This window comes from Weizmannia sp. FSL K6-0777 (genome assembly GCF_038593185.1).
GTDB classification, from domain to species: Bacteria; Bacillota; Bacilli; order Bacillales; family Bacillaceae_C; genus Weizmannia; species Weizmannia faecalis.
The window spans coordinates 2,216,461-2,231,570 of the sequence record NZ_CP151971.1 but is presented as its reverse complement, the minus strand read 5'-3'; the positions used below and the strand labels follow the sequence as shown (position 1 = coordinate 2,231,570).

Sequence of the window (15,110 nt, the reverse complement as noted above, 5' to 3'; positions counted from 1 at the left end):
AAAAAAAACGCAGAGGCATCCGGCCTCTGCGTTTTTTATATTGTTTTTTTGCCCATAATATAGTTCCAAATGTCATGGAATACATGGGCGCGGATCAGCGCGGTCAGCAACACGAGTGTAATCGGCCCGAGAATCAAGCCAAGGAACCCGACTGTTTTAAAGCCAATAAACAGGGCGATAAGCGTCGCGAGTGGATTCATTCCGATGCTGGACGATAAAATTTTCGGCTCCATAATCTGCCTTTGCACGATCACGACAATGTAAAGGACGGTAAGCCCGATCGCAAGCGGCAGGCTGCCGGTAATGAATTCGTAAATGATCCAGGGGACAAACACAACGCCCGTTCCCAAATACGGCAAAATATCGACAATGCCGCAAACAAGGGCGATTGTAATCGCGTAATCCACGCGTAAAATCAAAAGCCCGATCAGCACAATGACAAGTGTCATGGAAATCAGTGTCAATTCAGCACGGACAAAACCGAAAAGCGCATTGCGGAGGTCGGCAAACACGGTGATCCCGCTTTTTCTTGCTTTTTTCGGCAGTAACAGCTTTCCTTTGCCTGTCAACTGGTTCCAGTCCTTGCTGATGAAAAACGTTGCAAGCAGGGCAAAAATCAGCACGGTTGCCGCATTTGGAATCCAGGAAACAAGCCCCGGCAGTTTTTTAAACAGCCCGGACAGGAAATCACCTGCTGAAGAAGCGATCTTTTGCCCGGCCGCCTGAATGTTTTGCACGATCGTTTCCTGCTGGCCTGCATCGAGATTTTTAAAGAGGCCCGCCAGCTGGTCGTACAGCGGTAAAACTTGGGCGGTGACAAGCGATTCCGAATAATTGACAAGCGTCTGGACATGCTCCGGCAAAACGTCAGCAAGGTAATTCGCCCCCGTTACGATCTCGGCAACAAGCAGCGTAATGATGCCGACAAAGACGCCAATGATCAGAATCAGGGATATCAAAACAGCAAGCGCCCGCGGAAGCCTTACCTTTCTGTCCAGAAAATTGACGAGCGGGTTGATCATAAGCGCGATCAACAGCGCAATAATAAACGGATAAGCGTATTTTACAGCCAGATAAACCGCAAAAAAGCCAACCAGGATGCACAGTGCAACAAAAAGGCCCCGCAGCGCGCGGTGTATGTAAACAGAATTCAAGTCTGACCCTCCTGTATTCGTTAATATGTTATTATTTTACACGGCGGGGGGCGTAAAACAAAGAAAAAGCCGTTTTTTTTGATAGATTTTCTATTTCTATCTTCGCCAAAAATTCAGAAAAAATACCCGGCACCAAAAGATTTTCAGCATGAAAGAAGGGATGCTTATGTACCAGCCGTATTTATTTTTGCTGCTGCTTTTAGCGATCGGATTTGCGGCAAAAAACCAATCGTTAATCATTTCTGTTATCGTGCTACTTGTCCTGAAAGTGGCAGGGCTGGATGCGAAAATTTTTTCAACCGTCCAGTCGAAAGGGATCAACTGGGGCGTCACCATTATTACGATCGCCGTCCTTGTGCCGATTGCAACCGGACAGATCGGCTTTAAAGATTTGTATGAATCGCTCAAATCGCCGTATGCATGGATTGCACTTGCATCCGGTATCATTGTCGCGCTTCTGGCCAAAAACGGTATCACCCTGCTTGCGAGCGATCCGCAAATTACGACGGCGCTCGTGCTTGGCACCATTCTCGCCGTTTCTTTGTTTAAAGGGGTTGCGGTCGGGCCGCTGATCGGCGCCGGCATTGCCTGGATGGCCATGAAAATCGTCGAATGGGTGACAAACAGTTTTTAGCCGGGTGGAATTTGCTTAAACATGTAAAAACCGTTGGAAGAAAGATTTTTCAACGGTTTTTCTCCTGCTGCTACAGAAGGGCATATGCTAAAATCAAAATGATTGCCAGCACGGCTGCGAAAGCGCTATACTAAAAGAAGAAATTTGGCTTTTTTCTGTACCAATGTGTTTGAAAATTGTTTATAATGATTTATGTAAGCGGGCGCATGTACGTCAAAAAATAGACAAATATAATTATTATATTATAATAGAGTATGTGATCGCTTGCATATTGCCGGCCGGCAACCGTTATTTATTCCGCAGAAAAATATATACCCCGAAATCAACTTATCTACGTTTGAGATGGGGGAAACAACCTTAAGGAGAAGGAGAGATAAGCATGACAGCAACAAGAGGTCTAGAGGGGGTCGTTGCAAGTGAAACTTCAATCAGCTCGATCATCGATGACACGCTTACATATGTCGGCTACGGCATTGATGATTTAGCAGAAAAAGCCAGCTTTGAAGAAGTCGTCTACCTGCTGTGGCATTTAAAACTGCCGACAAAATCCGAACTGGAAACATTTAAGCAGGAACTGGCGGATCATATGGAATTGCCGAAAGAAATTTTGGATAGCTTTAAAACTTACCCGATCGGGAAAGTGCACCCGATGGCCGCGCTCCGTACCGCTGTTTCCGCACTCGCGCTTTACGATGATGAAGCAGATGCAATGGACCGGGAAGCAAACTTGCGCAAAGCCATCCGGCTGCAGGCAAAAATACCGGCAATTGTTGCCGCTTTCGCAAGGGTCAGGAAAGGCCTAGAACCTGTCGCACCGCGCAGAGATCTCGGTTTTGCCGCAAACTTCCTGTACATGTTAAAAGAAAAGGAACCGGAACCGATTGAAGTGGAAGCCTTTAACAAAGCGCTTGTACTGCATGCGGACCATGAACTGAACGCATCCACTTTTACTGCACGCGTTTGTGTTGCGACGCTTTCCGACATCTATTCCGGCGTTACCGCTGCAATCGGCGCATTAAAAGGCCCGCTCCACGGCGGCGCAAATGAGCAGGTCATGAAAATGCTCACGGAAATCGGTTCGGTCGATAAAGTGGAAGATTACCTGCATGAAAAATTCATCAACAAAGAAAAAATTATGGGTTTTGGCCACCGCGTTTACAGAAAAGGCGATCCGCGCGCAAAACACCTGAAAAAAATGTCGGAAAAATTGACAGAGCTGACCGGGCAGCGTAAATATTATGATATGTCGGTAAAAATTGAGCAAATTGTCACGAGCGAAAAAGGCATTCCTGCCAATGTAGACTTTTATTCTGCATCTGTCTATCATTGCCTCGGCATTGACCATGACCTGTTCACGCCGATTTTTGCCGTCAGCCGCATTTCCGGATGGATCGCCCATATTTTGGAACAATACGCCAACAACCGGATTATCCGCCCACGCGCGGAATATATTGGCCCGGGCATGCGCCAGTACGTTCCGCTTGAAGACCGGTAACGGGACCTTGGCGGGGAACCATCCCGGCTGAATTTATCCGTTATTTTCTTAAAACGCCCGCCCGTTCCTGGAAGTATTTGGGGATGGGCAAGCGTGCATCTGGTGGGGAAGGACCGGCTCAGGACCATGCGCGGGGCCGGTTCATTCCGTGTACACCACAAGTATAAACTGATATTGGGACTGGAGGAGATTTTGAAATGGCACAAGGAGAAAAGATCACCGTAGAAAACGGCGTATTAAACACACCGAATCACCCGATTATTCCATTTATCGAAGGGGACGGCACCGGCCCTGATATTTGGGCGGCTGCACAGCGCGTATTGGATGCGGCTGTTGAGAAGGCCTATAAAGGCGAAAAGAAAATTGTCTGGAAAGAGGTCTATGCAGGGGAAAAAGCGTTCAATAAAACAGGGGAATGGCTGCCGCAGGAAACGCTTGACACGATCCGCGAATATTTCATTGCCATTAAAGGGCCATTAACCACTCCGGTCGGCGGCGGGATCCGTTCGCTGAATGTTGCGCTGCGCCAGGAACTCGACTTATTCGTCTGCCTGCGCCCTGTCCGTTATTTTGATGGCGTCCCTTCCCCGGTTAAACGCCCGCAGGATACCGATATGGTCATTTTCCGCGAAAACACGGAAGACATTTATGCCGGCATTGAATATCAAGAAGGTTCACCGGAAGTGAAAAAAGTCATTTCGTTTTTGCAAGATGAAATGGGCGTGAAAAAAATCCGCTTCCCGGAAACTTCCGGCATCGGCATCAAACCGGTATCGAAAGAAGGAACGGAACGGCTGGTGCGCGCTGCGATTAACTATGCGATCAAAGAAGGGCGCAAATCCGTTACGCTGGTACATAAAGGCAATATCATGAAATTTACGGAAGGCGCGTTTAAAAACTGGGGTTACGAACTGGCGGAAAGGGAATTCGGCGATAAAGTCTTCACCTGGTCCGAATACGACCGCATTAAAGAAGAAAAAGGCGCGGATGCTGCCAACCAGGCGCAGAAAGAAGCAGAAGCAAACGGCAAGATCATTATCAAAGATGCGATTGCCGATATCTTCCTGCAACAAATTTTGACCCGTCCGCGCGAATTTGACGTCGTCGCAACGATGAACTTAAACGGCGACTACATTTCGGATGCGCTCGCTGCACAAGTCGGCGGCATCGGGATTGCCCCTGGCGCGAACATCAACTACGAAACCGGCCATGCCATTTTCGAAGCGACGCACGGAACGGCACCGAAATATGCCGGCTTGGATAAAGTGAACCCTTCATCCGTTATTTTGTCGGGTGTTTTGATGCTTGAACATTTGGGCTGGAATGAAGCGGCAAAATTGATTATCGGTTCGATGGAAAAAACGATCGCATCCAAAGTGGTCACATACGACTTTGCCCGCCTGATGGATGGCGCAAGAGAAGTCAAATGCTCTGAATTTGGCGATGAACTGATTAAAAACATGGGGAAATAACGGACAAATGATTTACGGCAAGCCGGCTGCCTTTTTACAGCCGGCTGACATTTAAACAAAGGGGGCTCGTCATGCTGAAAAGGAAAAAAATATCGGTCATTGGCGGCGGTTTTACAGGGGCGACAACGGCGTTTCTGATTGCCCAAAAAGAACTGGGGGATGTGGTGCTCGTTGACATCCCGCAAATGGAAAACCCGGTAAAAGGGAAAGCCTTGGACATGTTTGAAGCATCCCCGGTACAGGGGTTTGATGCAAAGATCACCGGCACGTCCGATTATGCAGACACAAAGGATTCCGATGTTGTCGTCATCACGGCGGGCGTTGCGCGCAAACCGGGGATGAGCCGGGACGACCTTGTGCAGACAAACCAAAAGATCATGGAAAACGTGACAAAGGAAATTGTGAAATACTCGCCAAACGCCGTGCTGATAGTACTGACGAACCCGGTTGATGCAATGACCTACACGGTTTATCAAACATCCGGTTTTCCGAAAAACCGCGTAATCGGCCAGTCGGGTGTGCTCGACACGGCAAGATTCCGCGCTTTCGTCGCAGAGGAACTGGACGTCTCCGTCAAAGACGTTACCGGTTTTGTGCTCGGCGGCCATGGCGATGAGATGGTGCCGCTCGTCCGTTACGCTTACGCAGGCGGCATTCCGCTCGAAACATTACTTCCCAAAGAGCGCCTCGATAAAATTGTGGAACGGACAAGAAAAGGCGGCGGGGAAATCGTGAACCTGCTTGGTAACGGCAGTGCTTATTATGCGCCCGCAGCAGCATTAACGGAAATGGTGGAAGCCATTGCCAAAGATCAGCGCCGCATCCTGCCTGCCGTTGCTTATCTCGAAGGCGAATACGGCTACAACGGCATTTATCTCGGCATTCCGGTCATTTTGGGCGGCAACGGCCTTGAAAAAATCATCGAACTCGATCTGACACCGGAAGAAAAAGCAGCGCTTGACAAATCCGCCGCCTCCGTCCGGAAAGTCATGGATGCCCTCGCATAAACAGAAAATCCTGCTCCAAATCCGCATGAAGGGTTTGGGGCTTTTTTTCGCGTCTGATCCTCTAAAAATTGCTGGAAAAGGTGATGATCGCGCCTTTTTTAGCGGCAATATTTCATTTATTTTTTTAAAAGCGCCGCGATTTTTCCTTTGCGCCGAATCATGGTAAAATGGGGAAAGGAATATGAACGGATATTCTCCATTTTTCCGGGAGGTTTTGGTTTTGAAAAAATTGATTTTAATTGATGGAAACAGCATTGCCTATAGGGCGTTTTTTGCTTTGCCGCTTTTGAACAATGACAAAGGCATACATACGAATGCGGTTTACGGCTTTACGATGATGCTTTCCAAAATATTGGAAGAGGAAAAGCCGACGCATATTTTGGTGGCGTTTGATGCCGGCAAAACGACCTTCCGCCACGAAACATACAGCGAATATAAAGGAACGCGCCAAAAAACTCCGCCGGAACTGTCCGAACAGTTCCCGCTGATTCGGGAACTGCTCGATGCCCACGGGATTGAACGGTACGAACTGGAAAATTACGAAGCGGATGACATCATCGGCACCCTGTCGAAAAAAGCGGAAGAAGAAGGGTTTATTGTGAAAGTCATCTCCGGCGACAAAGATATGACGCAGCTTGTTTCGCCGAAAACAACGGTAATGATTACGCGTAAAGGGATCACCGATATGGAAGCCTACACGCCGGCGCATGTCGAGGAAAAATACGGGTTAACGCCGCATCAGATCATCGACATGAAAGGGCTGATGGGCGATTCATCCGATAACATTCCCGGCGTGCCGGGCATCGGGGAAAAAACAGCCATTAAGCTGTTAAAACAGTTCCCGACGGTGGAAGAGCTGCTTGACCATATCGGGGAAGTATCCGGGAAAAAACTGCAGGAAAAATTGGAGGCGAACAAAGAACAGGCGCTGATGAGCAAAGAACTCGCCACCATTCACCGTGACATTCCGCTTTCCATTTCCATTGAACAGGCGGCATACAAGCACGCCGACCCGGAAAAATTACGGCATTTGTACCAGGAATTGGGCTTTAAATCAATGCTTGAAAAAATGGGCGGGGACACCCCGACGGAAGAAAAACCGGCACTGGAAGCCATTTCTTTTTCCATTGCCGAAGACATTACGGACAACTTGTTTGCCGATGTTTCTTCTTTTTATGTGGAGATTCTCGATGAAAATTACCATACTGGCGAGATCATCGGGTTCGGTTTAAAAAACGAAAAAGGGCTCTTTTTCCTCCGGGCGGAAGACGCACTTTCTTCCGAAGCGTTCAAAAAATGGGTGGAAGATGAAAGCAAAATCAAACACGTCTACGATGCAAAGCGTTCAATTGTCGCTTTGAGACGGTACGGCATAGACCTGCGTGGGACCGACTTTGACTTGCTGCTCGTTTCCTATCTCTTGAATCCTTCCGATACGGTCGAAGATTTTGCCTCGGTGGCAAAAACGCATGATTATGGGAACGTGGAAACGGATGAGGCTGTCTACGGAAAAGGCGCGAAACGGAAGCTGCCCGAGGAAAAACGGTACGCCGAGCATATTTCCCGGAAAGCGGAAGCGATAGATGCCCTTTGCGAACCTTGCACAAAAGCGCTCAAAAACAACGGCCAGCTTGAACTGTTTGAACAACTCGAGCTCCCACTTTCCCTTATTTTGGCGGATATGGAATACACCGGCGTGAAAGTCGATACCGACCGGTTAAAAGAAATGGGCGAAGAATTTAAACTCCGGCTTCATGAAATTGAGCAGCGGATTTACAGCATGGCCGGCACTGAATTCAACATCAATTCGCCGAAGCAGCTTGGCGTCATTCTTTTTGAAAAAATGGGGCTGCCTGTCATTAAAAAAACAAAAACGGGATACTCCACGTCTGCCGATGTGCTCGAAAAACTGGAGCCTGCCCACGAAATCGTCAGGGAAATCCTTCATTACCGGCAGCTTGGGAAACTCCAGTCCACCTATATTGAGGGGCTCTTAAAAGTGGTCCACCAAGATGGCAAAGTCCATACGCGTTTTAACCAAGCATTGACGCAGACCGGCCGCCTCAGCTCGACGGATCCGAATTTGCAAAATATCCCGATCCGCATGGAAGAAGGCCGGAAAATTCGTCAAGCGTTTGTCCCGTCGGAAGAAGGCTGGCTTATTTTTTCATCGGATTACTCGCAGGTGGAATTGCGGGTGCTCGCCCATATTTCCGGCGATGAAAAGCTGATTGAAGCGTTCCGCGAAGGCATGGATATCCATACGAAAACGGCGATGGAAGTTTTCCATGTGAAAGCGGAAGAAGTAACGTCTGAGATGCGGCGCCAGGCAAAAGCGGTCAACTTCGGGATCGTATATGGCATCAGCGACTACGGGCTTTCGCAAAATCTCGGCATTTCCCGCAAGGAAGCCGGCGAATTTATCAAACGGTATTTTGCGTCCTACCCGCGCGTTAAGGAATATATGGATGAAATTGTCAGGGAAGCCAAGCAAAAAGGCTATGTCTCCACCCTTTTAAAGCGGCGGCGTTACTTGCCGGAAATTACAAGCCGGAATTTCAACTTGCGCAGCTTTGCTGAAAGGACGGCCATGAATACACCGATCCAGGGAAGTGCAGCTGATATTATTAAAAAAGCGATGATCGATATGGCAAAAAGGCTGAAAAAAGAAAAACTGCGGGCGCGGCTGCTGCTGCAGGTCCATGACGAGCTGATTTTCGAAGCGCCGGAAGAAGAGATTGAAGTGCTGAAAGAAATTGTGCCGGAAGTGATGGAGCATGCCGTAGATCTTGCCGCTCCCCTGAAAGTGGATTCCGCATACGGGCCGACCTGGTTTGATGCAAAATAGCTGCAGGCAACAAAGAAAGGAAAGAGGAATCAAGCATGCCGGAACTACCGGAAGTGGAAACGATACGAAGAACGCTGGCACAGCTCGTTGCCGGCGAAACGATTGAAAGCGTAACGGTGCTTTTGCCAAAAATGGTCAAAAAGCCGCTTCACACAGAGGCGTTTGCCGATGCTCTGGCCGGTGAAACGATCCGTTCGCTCGGGCGGCGCGGCAAATTTCTCATTTTTTACACGGACCATTACGCGCTTGTCTCCCATTTGCGCATGGAAGGACGGTACCGGGTTTATGACCAAAATGAACCGGTTGAAAAGCATACGCATATGATTTTTCATTTTCAATCCGGAAAGGAACTAAGGTATAAAGACGTCCGCAAATTCGGGACGATGCATTTGTTTTTAAAGGGGGAGGAATTGTCCTCTCTCCCGCTTTCAAAACTCGGCCCTGAGCCGTTATCCGATGCGTTTACGGAAAAATATTTATACGACAAATTAAAGAAAACGGAACGCAATATCAAAACCTGTTTGCTCGATCAGACGGTCATTTCTGGGCTCGGGAATATTTATGTGGACGAAGCCTTGTTCCGTGCCCGCATCTATCCGGAGCGGAAAGCAAAGTCACTGACAAAAAAAGACGTACATCTTTTACACAGCGAGATCGTCCAAACGTTGCAGGAAGCCGTTGAAAAAGGCGGCAGCACGGTCCGTTCCTATGTGAATTCGCAAGGGCAGATGGGCATGTTCCAGCTCGAGCTGTATGTTTACGGCCGGAAAGGGGAGCCGTGCCGGAAATGCGGCACCCCGATTGAAAAGATGGTTACAGCAGGCCGCGGCACCCATTACTGCCCGAATTGCCAAAAGAAACGCAGATAACAGGTTGAACATTGGCCAGGCCCCCTCCATACACTAATAGCAGCGATGCAAAACGGAAGGGGCGATGGCCGTGGGTTTCCGGCTTTCGATTTTGCTATTGGCATTGGCGGTCAGCATGGATAATTTCAGCACAGGTTTTACATACGGGCTGCGGAAGATGAAGATTCCGCTTAAGTCCCTCCTCATCATCGCCGTTTGTTCGGGGGCGTCTTTATTTCTTTCCGTGCTGTTCGGGAAGAGCCTACTCCATTGGATTCGCCCGGAAACGGCAAACCGGATTGGCGGCGTGATTTTAATTTTGATCGGGGCATGGGTGATGGTCCAGTTTTTCCGGTCAAACGACGAAAAAGAAGAACCCGGGGAAAAGGTCGTGCTCAACTTTGAAATCCGCTCATTGGGCGTCGTCATCCATATTTTGAAAAAACCGACGAGCGCGGATTTTGACCGTTCCGGGGCCATTACGGGAATCGAAGCGGTCATGCTTGGGATTGCGCTCTCGCTCGATGCATTCGGTGCCGGGATCGGTGCGGGCATCATGGGCTACTCCCCGTTTCTGCTCAGTTTCCTTGTTGCCGGCATGAGCTTTTTGCTTGTCTCTTCCGGCATCCGGCTCGGCATGCTGTTTTCCCGGCTGCAATGGATCCGGAAAATTTCCTTTATACCAGGTGTTCTCCTCATTTTGATCGGTATATGCAAGTTTTAACAAGGCAGGTGGGAGTATGGCAAAGATTATCGGCTTAACAGGCGGGATTGCAAGCGGCAAAAGCACGGTGTCCAATATGCTGAAAACAAAAGGGTTTACGATTGTCGATGCGGATATTGCCGCAAGAAAAGTGGTCGAACCCGGCGAACTTGCGTATGAACAAATCATTGAAGCGTTCGGCGAAGGGATTTTGCTGCAAGATCTCACGCTTGACCGGAAAAAACTCGGGGCACTCATTTTTGCGGATGAAGCACTCCGGATGAAACTAAACAGCATTGTCCACCCTGCAGTCCGGGCCTGGATGACGCGGGAAAAGGACCGGGCAATTGAAAATGGGAAAAAAACTGTCTTTCTGGATATCCCGCTTCTTTTTGAAAGCCGGCTTACCTATATGGTTGAACGCACCATCCTCGTTTACGTGGATGGAGAGACGCAGTTAAAGAGATTAATGACCCGAAACGGCCTTTCAGAAAAAGAAGCGCAGATGCGGATCCGGGCGCAAATGCCGCTGAGCGAAAAAAAGGCACTGGCGGATGCGGTGCTCGACAACAATGGCAGCCTGGAGGAAACAAAACAGCAGCTTGAAAAAATCGTGTCAGATTGGCAGCTCGTTCCATGATGGGTACATCATGGTTTTTTTTATGCAAAAATAGGGGAATAACGCTACATAACTTTTAAAATATGATATACTAATTGATGAATAATGGATTAAAAGTATGTCATTTATTATTCGAAGGAGTTGTCTGCACTGTGGAAACAAAAATTGCGATTAATGGTTTCGGCCGCATCGGCAGAATGGTTTTCAGAAAAGCCATGATGGATAACGCTTTAAATATTGTGGCGGTGAATGCCTGCTATCCGGCGGAAACACTGGCACATTTGATTAAATATGACTCCATCCACGGCGTATTTCCCGGAGAAGTGGAAGTGGAAGAAGAGGAAGCACTCATTGTGAACGGCAAACGCATCCGGCTTTTGGCGGAACGCAATCCGGCCCAACTGCCGTGGGGAAAAATGGATATTGATGTGGTAATTGAAGCAACCGGAAAATTCAATGCAAGGGAAAAAGCCGCGCTCCATCTTCAGGCAGGCGCGAAAAAAGTACTGTTGACAGCGCCCGGGAAGAATGAAGATGTCACGATTGTTTTAGGGGTAAATGAAAACGTTTTAGATATCGAGCGGCATCATATTATCTCGAACGCTTCCTGCACCACAAACTGCCTGGCACCGGTCGCGAAAGTACTTGATGAACAATTCGGGATCGTAAACGGCCTGATGACAACAGTCCATTCTTATACGAATGACCAGAACAATATCGACAATCCGCATAAAGATTTAAGGCGTGCCCGGGCCTGTGGCAAATCGATCATTCCGACGACAACCGGGGCGGCAAAAGCGTTAGGCCTTGTTCTCCCGCAACTGAAAGGGAAACTACACGGCATGGCGCTGCGTGTTCCGACCCCGGATGTATCGCTAGTGGACCTTGTCGTCGATTTGAAAAAAGAAGTGACGGCGGAAGAAGTGAATGATGCATTTAAGGCGGCGGCGAAAGGCTCGCTGCAAGGCATTTTGGACTATACAGAAGTGCCGCTCGTTTCTTCGGATTATACGACAAATCCGTACTCGGCCATTGTCGACGGCTTATCCACGATGGTCATGGATGGAAGCAAAGTCAAGGTGCTGGCCTGGTACGATAATGAATGGGGCTATTCTTGCCGCGTCGTACAACTGGCACAGCTCGTCGCGGAAAAAATGGAAGAAACCGGGAAAATCAATATTGCCTAAGCCGAACGGAGCAGCACCAGCCTGCTCCGTTTTCGTTACCAGTTTTCAGAGCCGCGCCGGAGGATGACTTGTGCGGGACGCTGACGAAATAGAAGTGTAAACCTTTCTATTCTATTGATGGATAGATGAAAAGTGAGGACTTTTCCGGATATACAAACAGAAGATACATCCAATATGTTCTGCATGTATAAATTTCTTTCGGGAATAGGATAAACCTTTCTGTTGTCTATTCGCCTTCTTTTATATATGATGGTAGTAAGAATGTATCAGAACGGGGGGTTCATATGAAATGTCCGTCTTGCCATAGCAACAATACGCGTGTGATCGATTCAAGGCCGGTGGACGAAGGCCGTTCCATCCGCAGAAGGCGTGAATGCGAAGACTGCTCGTACCGCTTCACCACGTTTGAAAAAGTGGAAGAAACCCCGCTCATTGTCGTGAAAAAAGACGGCAACCGCGAAGAATTTAACCGTGAGAAAATTTTGCGCGGGCTGATTAAAGCGTGTGAAAAACGGCCTGTGTCGCTGGACCAGCTTGAAAAAATCTCCATGGAGATCGAAAAAGAAATCCGCAGGCAAGGATATACAGAAGTCAGTTCCACCCTGATCGGGGAAATGGTGATGGACAGGCTGTCGAAAGTGGATGAAGTGGCCTATGTCCGCTTTGCTTCCGTTTACCGCCAATTTAAAGACTTGAATGTTTTTCTCGATGAACTGAAAGAATTGCTCAACAAGAATGCTTAAACGGAGTGCCTTTTATGAAACCGATTTGGAATGAAATACAGCCAGCTGACCGTTATCGTGCATCGTCAAACGGCCTGCTTCAGGACTACGATCAAAAGGTCATTTCGCTCCTGTACCAGCCGTTAATCGGGCCGCAATGTTACAGCCTGTATATGACATTATGGAATGAAGTGGAAGTCGGCCGGCTCTGGTCCGAAGACTGGAACCATTACCATCTGATGAGCTTTTTATCCATGAATTTGTCTGAAATTTACGAAGCCCGGCTGAAGCTTGAAGGCATTGGGCTTTTGAAAACATATATGAAACAAACGGACGACATCCGCATGTTTATATACGAACTGCAGCCGCCCCTGTCCCCGGAACAGTTTTTCAACGACGGTTTGTTAAATGTTTTCCTGTACCGGCAGCTCGGCAGAACACATTTCCAGCGGTTGAAACACTTCTTCTCCGACCGCGCCGTAGAACCGGGTGAGTACCGGGACATCACCCGCTCATTCCAGGATGTGTATGCCGCAAAAATCGGCCCCGAAGTGCTGAATGAGGCGGAAGCGCAGCAACTCAGCCGGCTGGAAGAAAACCGCCGCTATATCGAAAAAACCGCCGCCCCGGTCATAAAAATCGAAAACACCCATTTTAATTTTGACCTTTTATATGCAAACTTACGTGATGAACTGATTCCGCTGCGTGCCATTACGCCGGAAGTCAGAGAAGCGATTGTGAAGCTTTCATTTTTATACGGTTTAAATGAGCTGGACATAAAGAAAATTTTGCTCCAGGCATTGACGGCAGACTTGGAAATCCGGGTGGAGGATTTGCGGAAAATCGCGCGCAGCTGGTACCAGATTGAACATCATGACGAACTGCCACGCCTTGTTGACCGCTTCCAGCCAGAAGCGGATGCGAAAGAACAAAAAGAGCCGGAAAACGATGAGGAGAAATTCCTCCGCTACCTGGAAACGACTTCTCCGAGACAAATGCTGATCGATTTTTCGGGCGGCAGCGAACCGGCGAAAGCAGATCTTGCCGCCATTGAAGAAGTCATGTTTGCCCAGCAGCTTCCCCTTGGGGTTGTAAATGTACTAATCCAATATGTTTTATTTAAAACCGATATGAAGCTGTCGAAAAATTATTTAGAAAAAGTGGCTTCCCACTGGGCGCGCAAAAAACTGAAAACCGCCAAGGAAGCGATGGCGTTTGCCAAAAAAGAAGACCGCCAGTACAAACAATGGCTGAACAATAAAGAGAAGAACGGCACCGGACGGAGAAAGCCGGTCCGGGTTGAAAAGCTGCCGGACTGGTTTAAAAAAGAAGACCAAAAAACCACTGCGACCGCGGTCCAAGCCGATGGCGAGTCAATGGAAGAAAAAAGAAAAAGGCTTGAAAAAATACGTGAACAATACAAGAAAGGGTGAAGGCGGTGGAAAACATAAATGAGACACTCAAAAGGCTTTCATCCAATCCTAGTTTCCGCAAGCGTTATGAAGAAATGAAGCAGGAAATCATCACGCATCCCGACATCCGCGCTTTTTTGGATGCACACCACGGTGAAGTCACAAAATCGATGATTGAAAAAAGCTGGATGAAACTGTACGAATTCATTTCACAGGAAAAAAATTGCAGCCGGTGCAAAAGCCTTGGCGAATGCGTGAATATGATGAAAGGGTATGTGCCGGAACTCGTTATTGAACATGGCAATATTGAGATCCACTATAAAAGGTGCCAGAAGAAAATATTGGAGGATGAGCGCAATAAAACGCGCAGGCTGATCCAAAGCATGCACATGCCGAAAAAAATATTGGAGGCGTCCTTTGGTGATTTTTTCCTTGAACAAATGGGGCGTCTTGATGCATACGATTTTGCGCATCGCTTTGTCCGTGAATACGAGCCGGGCAAAAAAATGAAGGGACTATATTTATACGGCAATTTCGGCGTCGGCAAATCGTATTTGCTTGGTGCAATTGCGAACGAGCTGGCGGACCGGAAACAGGTCTCTTCTTTAATCGTGTATGTGCCTGAGTTTTTCCGCGAAATGAAGGACTCGATCGGCGACCACTCCACCGGGGAAAAGCTGGATACGGTGAAGCAAGTGCCCGTATTGATGTTGGATGATATCGGTGCGGAAACGAACTCGAGCTGGACGCGGGATGAAGTGCTCGGCCCGATTCTCCAATACAGGATGCAGGAAGACCTTCCCACTTTTTTTACATCCAATTTCAGCTATGAGGATTTAGAGTACCATTTCACTTATACCCAGCGCGGGGAAAAGGAAGAATTGAAAGCAGCGCGCATTCTCGAGCGCATCAAATATTTAAGCGCCCCTGTCCGGATGGAGGGGCCGAACCAGCGGGCCTGACCCTTGCATGAGGGGGCCCGCTTTTTTCATTTCGTAACGCTTTCCCG

The 15,110-nt window shown here is 48.4% G+C and carries 13 protein-coding genes; 12 read left to right on the top strand and 1 reads right to left on the bottom strand.

Annotated elements, in window-relative coordinates; genetic code table 11:
* Window positions 1-35: 35 nt before the first annotated feature.
* Window positions 36-1,154: a sporulation integral membrane protein YtvI gene (gene ytvI, locus NST70_RS10685; protein ID WP_014097749.1), complete on the bottom strand. Its 1,119-nt coding sequence runs from the start codon at window positions 1,152-1,154 to the stop codon at window positions 36-38.
* Between the two features lie 166 nt (window positions 1,155-1,320).
* Between ytvI and NST70_RS10680 the strand changes: the two genes are divergently transcribed.
* The 12 genes from NST70_RS10680 (at window position 1,321) to dnaI (ending at window position 15,063) form a co-directional block, all read left to right on the top strand.
* Window positions 1,321-1,788 carry a DUF441 domain-containing protein gene (locus NST70_RS10680; RefSeq protein WP_014097750.1) on the top strand — a complete coding sequence of 156 codons (468 nt, stop codon included), beginning with the start codon at window positions 1,321-1,323 and terminating at the stop codon, window positions 1,786-1,788.
* A 379-nt stretch (window positions 1,789-2,167) separates the two neighbouring features.
* Window positions 2,168-3,283 carry a citrate synthase gene (citZ, locus tag NST70_RS10675; RefSeq protein ID WP_014097751.1) on the top strand — a complete coding sequence of 372 codons (1,116 nt, stop codon included), beginning with the start codon at window positions 2,168-2,170 and terminating at the stop codon, window positions 3,281-3,283.
* A gap of 197 nt (window positions 3,284-3,480) precedes the next feature.
* Entirely contained in the window at window positions 3,481-4,755 is a 1,275-nt protein-coding gene (icd, locus tag NST70_RS10670; protein WP_014097752.1) for an NADP-dependent isocitrate dehydrogenase, read from the top strand.
* Between the two features lie 71 nt (window positions 4,756-4,826).
* A complete protein-coding gene (mdh, locus tag NST70_RS10665) occupies window positions 4,827-5,762 on the top strand; it encodes a malate dehydrogenase (protein WP_014097753.1) in 936 nt (311 codons plus the stop codon).
* A 181-nt stretch (window positions 5,763-5,943) separates the two neighbouring features.
* Entirely contained in the window at window positions 5,944-8,610 is a 2,667-nt protein-coding gene (gene polA / locus NST70_RS10660; protein WP_052123268.1) for a DNA polymerase I, read from the top strand.
* A gap of 35 nt (window positions 8,611-8,645) precedes the next feature.
* On the top strand, window positions 8,646-9,479 hold the full coding sequence (mutM, locus tag NST70_RS10655; protein WP_035188402.1) for a DNA-formamidopyrimidine glycosylase: 834 nt from the start codon (window positions 8,646-8,648) through the stop codon (window positions 9,477-9,479).
* Between the two features lie 64 nt (window positions 9,480-9,543).
* Window positions 9,544-10,182 (top strand): sporulation membrane protein YtaF, encoded by a 639-nt coding sequence (gene ytaF, locus NST70_RS10650; protein ID WP_014097756.1) that lies wholly within the window; start codon window positions 9,544-9,546, stop codon window positions 10,180-10,182.
* Between the two features lie 16 nt (window positions 10,183-10,198).
* Entirely contained in the window at window positions 10,199-10,801 is a 603-nt protein-coding gene (coaE, locus tag NST70_RS10645) for a dephospho-CoA kinase (protein WP_035188400.1), read from the top strand.
* A gap of 131 nt (window positions 10,802-10,932) precedes the next feature.
* Entirely contained in the window at window positions 10,933-11,967 is a 1,035-nt protein-coding gene (locus NST70_RS10640) for a glyceraldehyde-3-phosphate dehydrogenase (RefSeq protein ID WP_035188398.1), read from the top strand.
* 284 nt (window positions 11,968-12,251) lie between these two features.
* Window positions 12,252-12,710, top strand: coding sequence for a transcriptional regulator NrdR (nrdR, locus tag NST70_RS10635; protein WP_013859905.1), 459 nt, complete (start codon window positions 12,252-12,254; stop codon window positions 12,708-12,710).
* Between the two features lie 14 nt (window positions 12,711-12,724).
* The gene (locus tag NST70_RS10630) at window positions 12,725-14,122 is read left to right on the top strand and encodes a replication initiation and membrane attachment family protein (protein WP_035188397.1); all 1,398 of its coding nucleotides are present in this window, start codon (window positions 12,725-12,727) and stop codon (window positions 14,120-14,122) included.
* Window positions 14,119-15,063, top strand: coding sequence for a primosomal protein DnaI (gene dnaI, locus NST70_RS10625; protein ID WP_026683631.1), 945 nt, complete (start codon window positions 14,119-14,121; stop codon window positions 15,061-15,063). The genes NST70_RS10630 and dnaI overlap by 4 nt, the downstream gene beginning before the upstream one ends.
* The last annotated feature ends 47 nt before the right edge of the window (window positions 15,064-15,110 follow it).

Coding starts and splice junctions, on each gene's coding strand:
- NST70_RS10680 (WP_014097750.1), top strand. CDS start 1,321: ATGTACCAGCCGTATTTATTTTTGCTGCTGCTTTTAGCGATCGGATTT.
- citZ (WP_014097751.1), top strand. CDS start 2,168: ATGACAGCAACAAGAGGTCTAGAGGGGGTCGTTGCAAGTGAAACTTCA.
- icd (WP_014097752.1), top strand. CDS start 3,481: ATGGCACAAGGAGAAAAGATCACCGTAGAAAACGGCGTATTAAACACA.
- mdh (WP_014097753.1), top strand. CDS start 4,827: ATGCTGAAAAGGAAAAAAATATCGGTCATTGGCGGCGGTTTTACAGGG.
- polA (WP_052123268.1), top strand. CDS start 5,944: ATGAACGGATATTCTCCATTTTTCCGGGAGGTTTTGGTTTTGAAAAAA.
- mutM (WP_035188402.1), top strand. CDS start 8,646: ATGCCGGAACTACCGGAAGTGGAAACGATACGAAGAACGCTGGCACAG.
- ytaF (WP_014097756.1), top strand. CDS start 9,544: ATGGCCGTGGGTTTCCGGCTTTCGATTTTGCTATTGGCATTGGCGGTC.
- coaE (WP_035188400.1), top strand. CDS start 10,199: ATGGCAAAGATTATCGGCTTAACAGGCGGGATTGCAAGCGGCAAAAGC.
- nrdR (WP_013859905.1), top strand. CDS start 12,252: ATGAAATGTCCGTCTTGCCATAGCAACAATACGCGTGTGATCGATTCA.
- NST70_RS10630 (WP_035188397.1), top strand. CDS start 12,725: ATGAAACCGATTTGGAATGAAATACAGCCAGCTGACCGTTATCGTGCA.